13 protein-coding genes are annotated in these 13,710 nt (G+C 61.5%); 3 read left to right on the plus strand and 10 right to left on the minus strand.

Annotated features, from left to right (window positions below; genetic code table 11):
- Positions 1-58: 58 nt before the first annotated feature.
- Genes JTY93_RS01990 through JTY93_RS02015 form a run of 6 tightly spaced genes read right to left on the minus strand, consistent with a single transcriptional unit; the run spans position 59 to position 4,295 of the window.
- Positions 59-1,738: an acyl-CoA synthetase family protein gene (locus JTY93_RS01990; RefSeq protein ID WP_205477358.1), complete on the minus strand. Its 1,680-nt coding sequence runs from the start codon at positions 1,736-1,738 to the stop codon at positions 59-61.
- The gene (locus JTY93_RS01995) at positions 1,735-2,280 is read right to left on the minus strand and encodes a COG4648 family protein (RefSeq protein WP_205477359.1); all 546 of its coding nucleotides are present in this window, start codon (positions 2,278-2,280) and stop codon (positions 1,735-1,737) included. Before JTY93_RS01995 ends, JTY93_RS01990 begins: the two co-directional genes overlap by 4 nt.
- Positions 2,277-2,531: an acyl carrier protein gene (locus tag JTY93_RS02000; protein ID WP_003209389.1), complete on the minus strand. Its 255-nt coding sequence runs from the start codon at positions 2,529-2,531 to the stop codon at positions 2,277-2,279. Before JTY93_RS02000 ends, JTY93_RS01995 begins: the two co-directional genes overlap by 4 nt.
- 9 nt (positions 2,532-2,540) lie before the next feature.
- On the minus strand, positions 2,541-2,810 hold the full coding sequence (locus tag JTY93_RS02005; RefSeq protein ID WP_169992098.1) for a phosphopantetheine-binding protein: 270 nt from the start codon (positions 2,808-2,810) through the stop codon (positions 2,541-2,543).
- Positions 2,788-3,600 carry a lysophospholipid acyltransferase family protein gene (locus JTY93_RS02010; RefSeq protein WP_205477360.1) on the minus strand — a complete coding sequence of 271 codons (813 nt, stop codon included), beginning with the start codon at positions 3,598-3,600 and terminating at the stop codon, positions 2,788-2,790. The genes JTY93_RS02005 and JTY93_RS02010 overlap by 23 nt, the downstream gene beginning before the upstream one ends.
- Entirely contained in the window at positions 3,576-4,295 is a 720-nt protein-coding gene (locus tag JTY93_RS02015; RefSeq protein WP_205477361.1) for a beta-ketoacyl synthase chain length factor, read from the minus strand. Before JTY93_RS02015 ends, JTY93_RS02010 begins: the two co-directional genes overlap by 25 nt.
- Positions 4,296-4,643: 348 nt before the next feature.
- On the opposite strand from JTY93_RS02015, the gene JTY93_RS02020 reads away from it, so the two are divergent.
- A complete protein-coding gene (locus JTY93_RS02020) occupies positions 4,644-5,414 on the plus strand; it encodes a ParA family protein (RefSeq protein WP_029296134.1) in 771 nt (256 codons plus the stop codon).
- 116 nt (positions 5,415-5,530) lie between these two features.
- On the opposite strand, the gene trxC is transcribed toward JTY93_RS02020, so the two are convergent.
- The gene (gene trxC, locus JTY93_RS02025) at positions 5,531-5,965 is read right to left on the minus strand and encodes a thioredoxin TrxC (RefSeq protein WP_205477362.1); all 435 of its coding nucleotides are present in this window, start codon (positions 5,963-5,965) and stop codon (positions 5,531-5,533) included.
- 237 nt (positions 5,966-6,202) lie between these two features.
- On the opposite strand from trxC, the gene JTY93_RS02030 reads away from it, so the two are divergent.
- Both JTY93_RS02030 and JTY93_RS02035 read left to right on the plus strand, forming a co-directional pair.
- A complete protein-coding gene (locus tag JTY93_RS02030; RefSeq protein ID WP_205477363.1) occupies positions 6,203-6,490 on the plus strand; it encodes a type II toxin-antitoxin system HigB family toxin in 288 nt (95 codons plus the stop codon).
- Positions 6,491-6,497: 7 nt separating this feature from the next.
- Complete coding sequence (locus JTY93_RS02035; protein ID WP_205477364.1) at positions 6,498-6,899, plus strand: helix-turn-helix domain-containing protein; 402 nt, start codon at positions 6,498-6,500, stop codon at positions 6,897-6,899.
- 6 nt (positions 6,900-6,905) lie between these two features.
- Here the strand turns inward: JTY93_RS02035 and selO are convergent, their stop codons facing one another.
- The 3 genes from selO to JTY93_RS02050 all read right to left on the minus strand — a co-directional run bounded on the left by selO (position 6,906) and on the right by JTY93_RS02050 (position 13,569).
- Positions 6,906-8,369: a protein adenylyltransferase SelO gene (gene selO, locus JTY93_RS02040; protein ID WP_205477365.1), complete on the minus strand. Its 1,464-nt coding sequence runs from the start codon at positions 8,367-8,369 to the stop codon at positions 6,906-6,908.
- A 48-nt stretch (positions 8,370-8,417) separates the two neighbouring features.
- Positions 8,418-11,756: a mechanosensitive channel MscK gene (mscK, locus tag JTY93_RS02045; RefSeq protein ID WP_205477366.1), complete on the minus strand. Its 3,339-nt coding sequence runs from the start codon at positions 11,754-11,756 to the stop codon at positions 8,418-8,420.
- A gap of 70 nt (positions 11,757-11,826) precedes the next feature.
- Positions 11,827-13,569, minus strand: a complete 1,743-nt coding sequence (locus tag JTY93_RS02050; RefSeq protein ID WP_169992115.1) for a potassium/proton antiporter — start codon at positions 13,567-13,569, stop codon at positions 11,827-11,829.
- Positions 13,570-13,710 lie beyond the last annotated feature (141 nt).

Consider the following 13,710-nt stretch of genomic DNA (forward strand, 5'->3'; position numbering starts at 1 on the left):
CATTTGGAATGCGTACTCCATGTGGGAGCGGGCTTGCCCGCGATTGAGCGCGAAGCGCTCATCCGACTGATACATGGGAGTTCTCCAGCAAAACCCGCCCACTGGAGCACGCCGCACTGTCGTTGCGATAGGCAAAGTACAACTTGCCGCGCTCGCGATCAAAACGCAGGTGCAGTTCGATCACGTCGCCAGGGCGTACCAGTTGCTGGAACTTGAGCACTTCCATGCCGGCAAAGGTCGGTGGCAGATCGAGCAGTTGCTGGCCCAGGTTGAACGCCCATTCCACCTGCACCACCCCTGGCAACACCGGAGTGTGGGGGAAATGACCGCTGAAGTAGGCCAGGTCCGGCGGGATGCTCAGTTGCAGGGTCCATTCGCCGTCAGTCTCGACTTGCGCCAGCACTTCAGGTGCCTTGGGGCGCGGCGTCAGCAGCAGGGCTTCGATTTGCGCCTGGGGCAGTTTGCCCTGGGCGTTGAGCGGCAACTGGCGTAACAAGCGCCAGCGACGGGGCAGGGCCAGGGCTTCGCAGTGTTGGCTCAGGTGTTGGCGCAAGGTTTGGGTAACGCTGCGCCGGCCTTGGTTACGCAAGGCGTGCAGGCCGTCGCCACTGAGTACCACCAGGGCGCCGAGGGATGCGCGGTTTTCCTGGACCACCCCTAGGCGCGCTTCCGCAACCCAAGCGTGGTCGGCCAGGGCGTGTTCGAGCATGGGCAGGGAAATGCGTTTTTCTTCCAGCTTGACGATCCGATCCAGGCGTCCGAGCAGTTCGAAGCGGCCGTCGGCGTGGATCTGCGCGGCGTCGGCAGTCTGCTCGACATGCCCTGCCGGCAGGTACGGCGAAGCAATGCGCAAGGCGCCATCGGCATCCTGGCTCAGATGCACATCAGCAAACGGCTGCCACGGCGTGTGGCCCTGGCGCCAGGCAATGCCGCCGGTTTCCGAGCTGCCGAGGATCTCGGTCGGCCACTGTTGCAGGCGTTGGTGCAGGCTGTCGGCGGCATCGGCGGGCAGCGCGCCACCGGATGAAAACACCCGCTTGACCGTGCTCAAGGCCGCCCAGTCGAGGTTGTCGCCCATGCGTTTGAGCAGGGCCGGGCTGGCCACCCAGGCAAAATGCGGGTGCTGGCGGCTGATGCGCTGCACGTCTTCGGGGAACGGCAGTTGCTGGCGCACAAAGCTGCGACCGGCGCACAGCGGCCACAGCACGCGGAACAGCAGGCCATAGATATGCTGGGTGGCGACGCTGCCGATGATGCACGCCTGGCCCAGGTCGGCGCCCCACAAGGCTTCCAGGGCCTGCACCTCGTTGGCCAGTTGGCGCAGGGTCTTGTCGATGCGCTTGGGCTCGCCGCTGGAGCCGGAGGTACACAGCCCCAATTGGCAGGCGTCCAGGTCCAGGGCGGTGGCGGCCAGTGGCGGTTGGTAGAGCGCATCCAGGTCGCCCGCTTCGGTCAGCCAGGCGTCAACATCCGAGGCCCAGCGTTGGCGGGTCTGGGGTTGCAGGTCGGCGGGCAGCAACACCCTGACCCCGGCCTGCCAGGCGCCCAGCAAGGCAATCGCCAGCTCGCCGGCGTCGTTCAGGTGCACCGCCAGGCGCTGGATGCCACGGGCTTGCAGACCGGCTGCCAGGCTCAGGGCCCGTTCGCACAGCTGTGCATGGTTCATCGCAGGTTCAGTGGTGACCGAACGCAGTTCCACAGGCTCAAGCAACAGATGCTCAAGATTGACCCAATTCATACGCGGCCTCGAACCCTTTGTCGTATCAGCCATTCCACGGCAAACAACAACCCCATCAGCCCATAGGCGATCAGGCCGTTGTACAACGTCCACCAGCTCAACGGTGCCCACAGGGTGAGCGCGGCGGCGAGCAGGCCGTTACACAGAAAAAACACACTCCAGACCACGGTGACCTGGCGCGTGTACGCAATGGCCTTTTCAGGCAGATGCGGGTCGCTCAGGCGGGCCAGGCGCTCGACCATCGGCGGGCCGTATTTCAGGCTCAGGCCGAACAGCGCGAGCATGAAGATGCTGACCAGACTCGGGTACCAGCGCAGCAGTTGCGGGTTGTCGAACCAGGCCAGTAGCAGGCAAAACACCACCGCGACAAAGGCCATCCAGCCACTGCCGGGGCGCCGTGCGCCGGTCAGCGCGCGCAACAGCCACAGGCTGGCCAGCAGCAGGCCGAATTGCCAAGGCGCGAAATGCTCTGTGCCGTAATACACCGCAAAAGGGTACAGCAGCCCTACCAGCAACAGGCCAAGGCCGATCAGCCGGCTCATGCGGCCGGTTGGACCAGACGGTAGACCGCCTCGACCACGTCATTGACCGTACGCACGGCCTTGAACTCTTCGGCGGCGATTTTCTTGCCGGTCTGGCGCTTGATATGGTCGATCAGGTCCACCGCATCGATGCTGTCGATTTCCAGGTCCTGGTACAGGTTGGCGTCGAGGGTGACGCGCTCTGGCTCCAGTTCAAACAGTTCCACCAGGGCGTCGCGCAGGGTGTTGAAGATATCGTCACGAGTTTGCATGGTCGGGTCTCAAGCTGCCTGTTTGGCCGTGACGAACGCCGCGAGGCTGGCCACGTTGATAAAGTGATTGCGGGTGTCCTTGGCGTCGGCATCGATCTTGATGCCGTATTTTTTCTGGATCGCCAGGCCCAATTCCAGGGCATCTACCGAATCCAGGCCCAGGCCTTCGCCGAACAGGGTTTGCTCGTTGCCGATGTCGCTGACCTCTATATCTTCCAGGCCCAGGGCCTCGATGATCAGGGTTTTAATGTCGTGCTCAAGGCTGTTGGGGTTGCTCATCTTCGGCGAGCTCCTTAATGAAATAGTGATGCAGGTAATCGTTGAGCTTGCGTGAGGCCTGGGGTGCGGGCCCTTGTGAGGCAAACACCTGTGGGTCTATATCGGCACCCACCTGCAAGCTGAAGTGAAAGCGGCGGTGGGGGATGCGATACCAGGGCTCGGCCTTGGTCAGCGTGGTCGGGCTGACCTTGAGCACCACGGGGGTGATGATTGTCGCACCGCGCAGGGCGATGGCGGCGGCCCCGCGATGAAAGGCTGGCGCTGCGCCAGGCACGGTGCGGGTGCCTTCGGGGAAGATAATCAGGGTCTGGCCGTCACGCAGCGCGCCTGCGGCGGCATCGAGCATATCGATGCTGCCGTCGTTGCTGATGTAGCCTGCGTCGCTCACCGGGCCACGGGTGAAGGGGTTTTGCCACAGGCTCTGCTTGACCACGCAATTGGCCTGGCGCACCAGGCCGATCAGCACCACCACGTCGATCAGCGACGGGTGATTGGCGATGATCATCTGCCCGGGCCGCCCGAGTTTTTCGGCGCCTTCGACGCTGTAGGTCAGAATGCCGGCGCGGTACATCATGTTGATAAAGAACCAGAACAACCGACCGACGGTCAGCCGTGCGCGGCGCTGGTGTTGCCGGGCGTCACCCGGCAGGCAGCTGAGCAGCGGAAACACCAGCAGGCGCAGGCACAAGCCGCCCAGGCCGAACAGCACGAAGCTGGCCGCCGTGGCGAACAGGCGCCAGTAGTAGGCGTCCCGGGGCTTGTCGGTCAGGGTTTGCGTTGCCAGTTCCATACTCGGTTCTTCCAGGCATGTTGGCAGGCACCTTGCTCATTGAGCAGGGTGCGCAGCAGGTTCAGGGCGTGGGGCCACTGGGTCTCGGTGGGTTGGACCGTTGCGGTGTGCAGCGCCAGTTGCCATTCGTCGCCTGGGGTCAGCAGCAGGCCCAGGGCATAGGGGAACGGCACATCATCGATCCAGCGCGCGTAGGCCGGGGGTGGCTGTTCTTCGGTAATCACCAGCAGCACGGCCGGCGCGCCTTCGTTGAGCAGGGCCGCAGCTTCGAGCATGCCATGCTCCAGGCCGTCGCCTGCCGCTGCCAGGGCGGTCATTTCGCTGGTTTCATTGCGCAGGATCGACCATAGGCCAATCACCGCATTGTGTACCGACAGGCTGAACTGGGTGGGCGACAGGGGCTGGTCATTGGCCAGGTCGCTGAGGATATCCAGGGTGCGCGGGGTTTCGCCATGACGTGAGACAAACACCAGCGGCAGGTCCTGCAGGCCTTCGGCCAAGGGCCAGCCGACGCTGAAGGCCATCCGGGCCAGGCGGCTCAGGCGCCGGCGCTGCATGGCCGGCAGGAACGACACATCGGGCGCGGCATCGCTTTGGGCCAGCAACGTCGGGGCCTGGCACCAGTCGCGCCAGGCATCCACGCTGTCGAGCCCAGGGGCCCAGGCGCGCCATTGGGCGATGTTGAAATTGATCACTGAGAAGATTTCCCGCCCCTGCGGGCTTCCTTGTGCTGCTGTTTGCCCCGCAATGGCGGGACATGGCGCGATGGCCGAGTGGCGCGCATTATCCCGGTGCGGTGGGGTTCTAGCAAACTTTGGTAAAGAATTGTTCACGAGGTTTTACAAATTCAGCGAAAAGAATCATCGATTGTCCGCCAATGGCTGTGGGTGTCTGGTGTCAGGCAGGTCTTTGTTGGTTGGCGTAATACGAGATAGTTATGCGGGATCGATCCTCTGATGCTGTAGTACATGCTTGATCAAGGTAGCGAGCGGGCGCTTTTGCCCTCTACACTCGGGCATTCATTGATACACGGAGGTTTTTCCATGCGGCGCGTGGTGTTCAATCAAAAAGGCGGCGTTGGCAAATCCAGCATCGCCTGCAACCTGGCGGCGGTCAGCGCCAGCGAAGGCTATCGAACCCTGTTGGTGGACCTCGATGCACAGGCCAACTCGACCCAGTACCTGACGGGGCTGACGGGTGACGATATTCCCATGGGCATTGCCGATTTCTTCAAGCAGACCCTGTCATCCGGGCCGTTTTCGAAGAAAAACCAGGTGGATATCTACGAAACCCCATTCGACAACCTGCACGTCATCACCGCCACCGCAGAACTGGCGGACCTGCAGCCCAAGCTTGAGGCCAAGCACAAGATCAACAAGCTGCGAAAGCTGCTCGATGAGTTGGCCGAGGATTACGACCGGATTTACCTGGATACGCCGCCGGCCTTGAATTTCTATGCGGTTTCCGCGCTGATTGCCGCTGATCGCGTATTGATCCCGTTCGATTGCGACAGTTTTTCGCGCCAGGCGCTGTACGGCCTGCTGGCGGAAATCGAAGAACTCAAAGATGACCATAACGAAGGCCTGGAAGTGGAAGGCATCGTGGTCAACCAGTTCCAGGCCCGGGCGAGCTTGCCGCAGCAGATGCTCGACGAGTTGATTGCCGAAGGCCTGCCGGTACTGCCGGTGTACCTGGCCAGCTCGGTGCGCATGCGCGAATCCCACCAGGAAAGCAAACCGCTGATCCACCTCGACCCGCGCCACAAACTGACCCGACAGTTCGTGGAGCTGCATAACCTGCTGGAAAACACCTGATCTTAAGGGTGAACACGGTCTATGTGGGAGCTGGCTTGCCTGCGATGACGGTGGGTCAGCTTGCATATCCATCAAGCTGCCCCACCGTCATCGCGGGCAAGCCAGCTCCTACAGGGTTACACCCCTTGGCTGCGCAACCAGCTCATCAATTGCGGTAGCGCAAACGCGCCGCTCTGGCGTGCCACTTCCCGGCCATTCTTGAACAGGATCAGGGTGGGAATGGAGCGAATCCCCAATTGTGTCGAAAGCTGCTGGTTGGCTTCGCTGTCGAGCTTGGCTAGGCGACACTTGCCCGCCAACTGCCCGGCTGCCTGTTCAAACACCGGCGCAAACGACTTGCACGGCCCGCACCACTGCGCCCACACATCCACCAGCAGCGGCAAGTCGCCCTTGATCTGGCTGGAATAGTCGCCCTGTTTCAGTTCAAACGGTTTGCTCAGCAAAACCGGCTGCTTGCAGCGCCCGCACTTTGGGGCATCGCCCAGGCGTTCGTTTGGGATGCGGTTGAGGCCGTTGCAATGAGGGCAGGGGATTACCAGGGGATCGGACATGGTGGGATTCCGTTGAAGTTGCCAATGAACTCTATTTGGAGCCAAGACCGAAATTATCAAGGCTCGGCGGTGGCGACGCATGTGTTCACATTTTTGCCTGTGCGCACGTTTGGCCGCCTACCTAGGCTACGTATGCAAGTTTGAGATTGCACCGCTGGTCTGCTGAGCACCTATCGCATATTGCGATAATTTGATGCCGAGACTAACCTCCATAGCAAGATGCGATAAGGATATTGCATGCGAGTAATCAGTGTGAGACCCATTCGAAATGCCAAGGATAGATGGCCGCACTCAGCCAGTGCTCTGGATGAGTGGTATCGCAAAGTCAGGGTTATTACCCCGGAGGACTTCGCGGCATTGCGATCTGTCTTTCCTTCAGTGGACAAGGTCGGGTCGTTGCATGTTTTCAATATCGGTGGCAACAAGCTGCGGCTCATAGCCGTTGTGCGTTACCGCATGCAGCGCCTCTACATTCGGCATGTTCTGGACGATCGCGAATATGACAAGGGCAAGTGGAAGGAGTGACAGGAAAATGAGCGTATTGATTGAGCAGGCTGTTAAGCACTGGGAATTCGTGTCACCGCTGTTGCGCAAACCCAAAAGCGAGGCTGACTACGATGTGCTGGTCGAGGCCCTCGATGAATTGCTGGATATTGTCGGGGACGACGAAACCCACCCCCTGATGGGGTTGGTGGATATTATCGGCGACTGGGTCGAGGCCTACGATCTGGAGCATTGGCCGATACCCGAGGTGAGTGGTGTCGAAGTGTTGCGGTCAATGATGCAGGAGCACGGTTTGACCCAGAGTGATTTACCGGGCGTAGGTCCTCAATCGGTGGTCTCTGAAATTCTCAGTGGCAAGCGCCAGCTCAACGTGCGACAGATTCGTTGGCTGGCAGAGCACTTTAAAGTGCCTGTGGATATGTTCATCTGAAAAGAGCTATGACGAACAACTGATCTCCAAATGCTTGCCCCAATCGGGCGGTCGCTGCGCGTACTGCTCCATCCCGGCCTGTTCTTCAAACGGCTTGCTCAACACTTCATGCAGCCTGCGCACTTCGCTGTAGTCGCCGGACTCGGCGGCGGTGATGGCGTTCTGGGCTAAGTAGTTGCGCAGGATGTACAGCGGGTTGACGGCGTGCATCCGCTCGCGGCGTTGTGTCTCGCTGGCATTGCCTTCGCGTTCAATCCGCGCCTTGTACTCATCGGCCCAGGCATCAAAGCCCGCGCGGTCGACGAAGTCATCGCGCAGGCGTGCCACGGCCAGTGCAGCGGATTCATCCCCCAGCCGGCGGAAGAACAAGGTGTAGTCCACGCCGCTGTTTTGCATCAGTTGCAGCAAGCGCTCCACCAGTTTCTGGTCGTCTTCTTCAGCAGTGGTCAGGCCCAGGCGGCGGCGCATCAGGTCCAGGTAGTGGGCCTGGTACAGCGGCAGGTACAGGCCCAGTGTTTCGCGCAGGGCTTCAACGCTGATATACGGCGTCAATGCCTGGGCCAGGGCGCTGAGGTTCCATTGGCCAATCGGTACCTGGTTGCTGAAGGAGTAGCGGCCTTCGTGATCGGAGTGGTTGCAGATGAAGTGGGCGTCGAAGTCATCCAGGAAGGCAAACGGCCCGAAGTCGAAGGTAATCCCCAGGATCGACATGTTGTCGGTGTTCATCACCCCATGGCAAAAGCCATAAGCCTGCCACTTGGCGATCAGCTCGGCGTTGCGCTCGACAATCTCGCGGAACATCGCCAGGTACGGCTCGGGTTGTTCCTGGCATTGGGCAAAGTGCAACTTCAGCACGTGTTCGGCCAGTTGCTGGTGCAACTCGGTTTTCTGGGTGTAATAGAAGTATTCGAAGTGCCCAAAGCGGATATGGCTCGGTGCCAGGCGCAGGATCATGGCCGCACGCTCCTGTTTTTCACGCCATACCGGGGTGTCGGAGCCGATCACGCACAGGGCGCGGCTGCTGGGAATGCCCAGGGCGTGCAAGGCTTCGGAGGCGAGAAACTCGCGGATAGAAGAGCGCAGCACTGCACGGCCATCACCCATGCGTGAGTAAGGCGTTTGCCCCGCGCCCTTGAGGTGCAAGTCCCAGTGTTCGCCCGCCGCGTTATACACCTCGCCCAGCAGCAAGCCGCGACCATCCCCCAGTTGCGGGTTGTAGGAGCCAAACTGATGCCCCGAATAGACCATCGCCCGTGGTTCGGCCTCGGCCCACAGCTTATGGCCACCGAACAGCTCGGCGAACACTGGCGTCTGGGCGACAGCCGGGTCGAGGTCAAGCAGGGCCATGGCGGCACTGCTCGCCACCACCAGCCGTGGCGCGTCGATGGGCTCGGGCAGTACGTGGGTTGAGAAACCATCGCCCAGGCGGGCGAAGCGGTTGTCGAAGGTCAGGTCGTCGAGGGCTTTCACCGGCCATCTCCAGCAGAATGTCCGAGCATTCTGCTGGGGATAAAGCGGTTAGTCGAGTTTGGTCGGCGGAGTGGGTTGTGGCGAGCCGTCATTGGCCGGCTTGTTCAGGGGTTCGATTTCCACCAGTTTGTATTCCTGGCCGTGCAGGTTCTTCAGGTAAACCTCCATCTGCCGGAACGAAATATTGATGCTCTGCTTCTTGAACTCACGGTTGATAAAGCGGTTGACCTCATCGATCACCGGGTTACGGTCGCCCAGGTCGCGCACATGCATGCGCAACTCGTGGTCGAGGGTGCTTTCGCCGAAATTCAGGAAGTACACGTGGGGTTCCGGGTCTTTCAGCACGCGCGGGTTATCCCTGGCGGCCTTGAGCAACAATTCCTTCACCAGGTCCAGGTCGGAGCCGTAGTCCACGCCAAGCTTGAGGGTGACCCGGGTAATAGTGTCGGTCAGCGACCAGTTGATCAGTTGCCCGGTGATAAAGGTTTTGTTCGGGACAATGATGTCCTTGCGGTCAAAGTCGGTGATGGTGGTGGCGCGGATGCGGATCTTGCTCACCGTGCCCGACAGGTTGCCGATGGTAATGGTGTCGCCGATGCGTACCGGGCGCTCGAACAGGATCATGATGCCGGAGATAAAGTTGGCAAAGATCTCCTGCATGCCGAAGCCCAGGCCCACCGACAGTGCGGCCACCAGCCATTGCAACTTGTCCCAGCTCACCCCGAGGGTTGACAGGGTCGACACAAAACCTACGCCGGCGATCACGTACGACAGCAAGGTGGTGGTGGCATAGGCGCTGCCCTGGGCCAGGTCCAGCTTCGACAGCACCAGCACTTCCAGCAGGCCCGGCAGGTTGCGCGCCAGGGCAAAGGTGATGCCGATGATGATCAGCGCGCCGAGCATGTCGCCGATGCTGATGGGCACCATGCTGATATTGGCGCCAGTGCCGCTGGTGTATTCGTACAGGGTGACGTTGTCCAGGTAGGAGAACACCGAGATCAGGTCGGACCAGACCCAGTACAGCGCCGCGATAAAACCACCGAGCAAGGCCAGGCGAATCAGGCGCATGGACTGCTCGTTGACTTGCTCGATATCCAGGGTCGGTTCTTCGATCACCACTTCGCCGTCGCCCGCTTCCTTGGCGGCCTGGCGCTTGGCCAGTGCCCGCGAGTACGCCAGGCGCCGTGCAGCAACGCCCAGGCCACGGACGAAGGTGGCTTCGATCACCAGCCAGAACATCAGCAGGTACAGGGTATTGATCAGGCGGTCGCTGAGTTTGAGCGCGGTGTAGTAGTAGCCAAAGCACACGGCGATAAAGAGCGCGATGGGCAGCGCGGTAAACGCGACGCCGACGACCTTGCGAAACAGCGAGGCTTTTTCGTGGGTCGGGCTGTTGAGCAACAGGCGGCTGAGCAGCCAGGCCATCAACCCATAGCAGGTGAGGACCACGGCGATGCCCAGCACATCATCGGCCAGGGCCGCGGGTTGATGCTCGGCGATGGACACCACGGCCACCAGCGCCAGCACCACCAGCCCCAGTTTGCGGATCCAGCCCTGGAGGAATTCGACCTGGGGTTTTTCCCAGCGGAAATGCAATTCGGCCACGCCACCCGGCGCGAGGATCCGGTAGGCGGTGTAGAACACCAGCCACGCCTGGGCGATTTGCACCAGGGCCATACCCAGGTTGGCGTTCTGCCCACGCGCATCGATTTGCAGGGCGTAGCCGCACAGCGCCAGGCCGAGGGTCACGGGCAAGGCCAGGAGGATATTCACCAGGATCGCGATTGGGGTGTGCCACTGGCTGTCACGCTTGAAGTGACCGATATCCATGTGGATTTTTTTCAGCCGCTCATACAGGTTGCTGCGTCGCCACAGCAGTGCGCCGATCAGCAGCAGCAGGGGCAAAAACAGCAGCGGCCGCTGGGCCAGACCGTCGTACAGTTCGCTGAGGCTGGAGGCCCAGGGCAGGGTGTCGACCTGTTTGCTCAGGCGGTTGGGCACGCCTTCGAGCCATTCGACGTCCAGCGGTTTGTTGCTGGGGATCCAGAACATCTGTTCGTCGAGGGTCGCGCGCAGGCTGGCGGCGGTGCTGAGCAGTTGCTTCTGGTTCAGTTGCAGGGTGATGGATTCGTTGAGCAGCGAACTCAGTTCCCGGCTCAGGCGTTCGAGCAGGTCGCTACGGGTCACGGCCAGTTCCAGCAGGGTGCGGCGCAGCTGTGGCGTGACCTGGTCCTCTGGCTGGTTGGCCAGCAGGTTGTCGACGTAGGCGCTCGGTGAACTGATCAGTTCGCGTTGCTGGTTGACCTCGAATTGGTACAGGCGAATGTTGGCGATATCGTCGGCCAGGTCGCGATCGACCTTCAGGCGTGGCAAGGCCTGCTTCTGTTTATAGAGGATCTTCGACAGCAGCAGGCTGCCCTTGAGCACGTTGATCTGCTCGTCCAGGGCCGCATCGCTCTGGGTCACGTTGTCCAGCAGCTGTTTGGTTTGCAGGTTCTGCTGGGTCAGCTCATTGAGCCGGTCAGTGCTTCTGAGCAGGTAGTCGGAGAGCTTCAGGTTGGCTGCGCTTTCCGTGGCCAGCAGGCTGCTGCCGCCGGCCTTCTGAGCCTCGATGGACTGCTGGGTCACGGTCTCTTGGGACTGGGCCAGGCGTTTCTGGTTGATCAGCGTTTGCAGGTCCTGGATTTCCTGCTCCAGGCGCGCGGTTTTTTCCACCGCCAGGTCATGTTGGCTGTTGCCCAGGTCTTGCAGTTGACTGTTGCCGGCCAGTTCCTGGCGGCGCAACGGGATCAAGGCGTTGAGCGCCGCCAGTTCGGCGTTCAGCAGGTTGCGCTGGTCGCCATTGAGCGGCTTGCCATTGTCCTTGCCGGCCTTGAGGATGCTGTTGATCTGCTGGATGCGCGTCTGGCTGTTGCTGATTTCGGTCTGGGCGCGCTCGGGGCGGGTCTGGGCGGCGATGCTCAGGCTGTTGGCGTCGGCCAATTCTTTTTGCAGGTCGCCTTGCTGGGTGCTGCGCTGCACCAGCAGTTGTTCGAGCTGCGGCACCGGCAGGCTGGCGTAGCGTTGGGCCACCGGGACAACCTTGGTGCCCTTGAGCCGGGCCAGTTCACGGGCGTTTTCCGTGGTCTGGCGTGGCGCATCGTGCAATTGGCGCTTGAGATCGCTCAGGCGTTGCTCGTAGTCCTGCTTGTTGCCCAGCAACGTCAAGGTCTGCTGCAAAACGTTTTGCAGCGCCTTCATGTCGGCGTCGGGTAGTTTGCGATCCGGCAGTTTGTCCAGGGTCTGTTGCACGCTTTCGATGCTTGGCGGATCGGCGGCGAACACGGGGCTGACGCAGAGACTCAGGCCCAGCAGGGCAGTGGCTAAAAAAGTGCGCAGGATTGTCATAGAGACCGGTCGAACAAGATGAAGAATAGGGGGCGTGCTGATGGCCAATGGCACACCGTCGCCCCGCAGTTTAGAGGAAGAGTCCAGGGGCCGGGCGACTTCCTTCGGGGAATCTGACGCCGACTTTGCCGATCTTGTTCCCGTCCATCACGGCGACTGTCCAAATGGTGTTGTTCCACTCCACCTGGTCGCCGACGATGGGCGCGCCACCGACCTTCTGCGTGATGAACTGGCCCAGGGGCATATCCGGATCGATCCCGTCGAGCTTGAGCCCGTACAGCGCCGACACCGCACCCAGTTGGGCGTCGCCTTCGAGCACGAAGTCGCCGAAGAAGCGCAGGTCCAGGCCCCGTTGCGGTGCCTGGCTGAATAGTTTGCCGAGGGCGGCGAGGTTGTGTTCATGGCCGATCACGCACAGCAGGTCGTCAGCTTCCAGCACGGTACTACCCGACGGATGGAGCAGTTGCTGGCCGCGAAACAGGGCGGCGATGCGTGTGCCTTCGGGCATTTTCAGCTCGCGCAGAGCGGCGCCGATGCACCATTTTTCGGCACCCAGGCGGTAGACGAACAGCTCCCACTCGCTGGTGACGTGCACTTCCAGGGCGGCCCGGGAAATTGGTGCGGGCTCGGGCGGTACCGTCACTTTCAAGAGCTTGGCCACCCACGGCAGGCTGGTGCCTTGCACCAGCAACGACACCAGCACGATAAAGAACGCCAGGTTGAAATACAGCTGGGCGTGGGGCAGGCCCGCCATCAGCGGGAACACCGCGAGAATGATCGGCACCGCGCCACGTAGGCCGACCCAGGCGATAAACACTTTTTCGCGGCCATGAAAGGCCTTGAACGGCAGCAGGCCAACCGCCACTGACAGCGGCCGGGCAAACAGGATCATCCACAGCGCCAGGCCCAGGGCCGGCAGGGCGATGGGCAGCAGGTCATGGGGCGTGACCAGCAGGCCCAGCACCAGGAACATACCGATCTGCGCCAGCCAGGCCATGCCGTCGAGCATATGCAGGATGCCGTGGCGGCTGCGCACCGGACGGTTGCCGATCACCAGGCCGCACAGGTACACGGCGAGGAAGCCGCTGCCGTGCAGGGCGTTGGTCAAGGCAAAGACGAACAGGCCACCGGCGATCACCAGGATCGGGTACAGGCCGTTGGCCAGGTTGATCCGGTTGACCAGTTGCAGCATCAACCAGCCGCCGCCCAGGCCGATGATGCCGCCGATGCCGAACTCGCGGATCAGGTGGGTCAACAGGCTCCAGTGCAGGCCCGTCTGGCCGCTGGCGAGCATGTCGATCAGGGTCACGGTGAGGAACACCGCCATTGGGTCGTTGCTGCCGGATTCGATTTCCAGGCTGGCGCTGACCCGTTCGTTCAGGCCCTTGCCGCCCAGCAGCGAGAACACGGCGGCGGCATCGGTGGAGCCGACGATGGCACCGATCAGCAGGCCCTGGATGATATTGAGGTTAAACAGCCAGGCCGCCGCCATACCAGTGAGGCCGGTGGTTATCAACACCCCCACGGTCGCCAGCGACAGGGCTGGCCACAGTGCCACGCGAAAACTCGCGACCCGCGTGCGCAAGCCGCCATCGAGCAGGATCACTGCCAACGCCAGGTTGCCCACCAGGTACGCGGTCGGGTAGTTATCGAAAATGATCCCGCCGCCATCGACGCCGGCGATCATGCCCACGGCCAGGATGATCACCAGGATCGGGATCCCCAGGCGGGACGAAAGAGAACTCACCAGAATGCTCGCACTTACCAGCAACGCGCCGATCAAGAACAGGCTGTTGATGGTCGTCGCATTCAAAGGCAGTACTCCGGCAATAAGGCGAGGCGCAGTCTGACCATGCAGTCTGCGTGCCAGCGATTCTAACCTGTGCAATTGCTGCGCTGTCAAAAAGCTTTTGTAGGAGCTGGCTTGCCTGCGATGGCAGCGCCTCGGTGATTC

The sequence above is a fragment of the Pseudomonas hygromyciniae genome, from assembly GCF_016925675.1.
Taxonomy (GTDB): domain Bacteria; phylum Pseudomonadota; class Gammaproteobacteria; order Pseudomonadales; family Pseudomonadaceae; genus Aquipseudomonas; species Aquipseudomonas hygromyciniae.

What these genes read in the sequence shown, in the direction of transcription:
- JTY93_RS02000 (WP_003209389.1), bottom strand. Translation starts at nt 2,531, where the DNA reads ATGCAAACTCGTGACGATATCTTCAACACCCTGCGCGACGCCCTGGTG.
- JTY93_RS02010 (WP_205477360.1), bottom strand. Translation starts at nt 3,600, where the DNA reads ATGGAACTGGCAACGCAAACCCTGACCGACAAGCCCCGGGACGCCTAC.
- JTY93_RS02005 (WP_169992098.1), bottom strand. Translation starts at nt 2,810, where the DNA reads ATGAGCAACCCCAACAGCCTTGAGCACGACATTAAAACCCTGATCATC.
- JTY93_RS02030 (WP_205477363.1), top strand. Translation starts at nt 6,203, where the DNA reads ATGCGAGTAATCAGTGTGAGACCCATTCGAAATGCCAAGGATAGATGG.
- JTY93_RS02035 (WP_205477364.1), top strand. Translation starts at nt 6,498, where the DNA reads ATGAGCGTATTGATTGAGCAGGCTGTTAAGCACTGGGAATTCGTGTCA.
- trxC (WP_205477362.1), bottom strand. Translation starts at nt 5,965, where the DNA reads ATGTCCGATCCCCTGGTAATCCCCTGCCCTCATTGCAACGGCCTCAAC.
- mscK (WP_205477366.1), bottom strand. Translation starts at nt 11,756, where the DNA reads ATGACAATCCTGCGCACTTTTTTAGCCACTGCCCTGCTGGGCCTGAGT.
- JTY93_RS01990 (WP_205477358.1), bottom strand. Translation starts at nt 1,738, where the DNA reads ATGAATTGGGTCAATCTTGAGCATCTGTTGCTTGAGCCTGTGGAACTG.
- JTY93_RS02020 (WP_029296134.1), top strand. Translation starts at nt 4,644, where the DNA reads ATGCGGCGCGTGGTGTTCAATCAAAAAGGCGGCGTTGGCAAATCCAGC.
- JTY93_RS01995 (WP_205477359.1), bottom strand. Translation starts at nt 2,280, where the DNA reads ATGAGCCGGCTGATCGGCCTTGGCCTGTTGCTGGTAGGGCTGCTGTAC.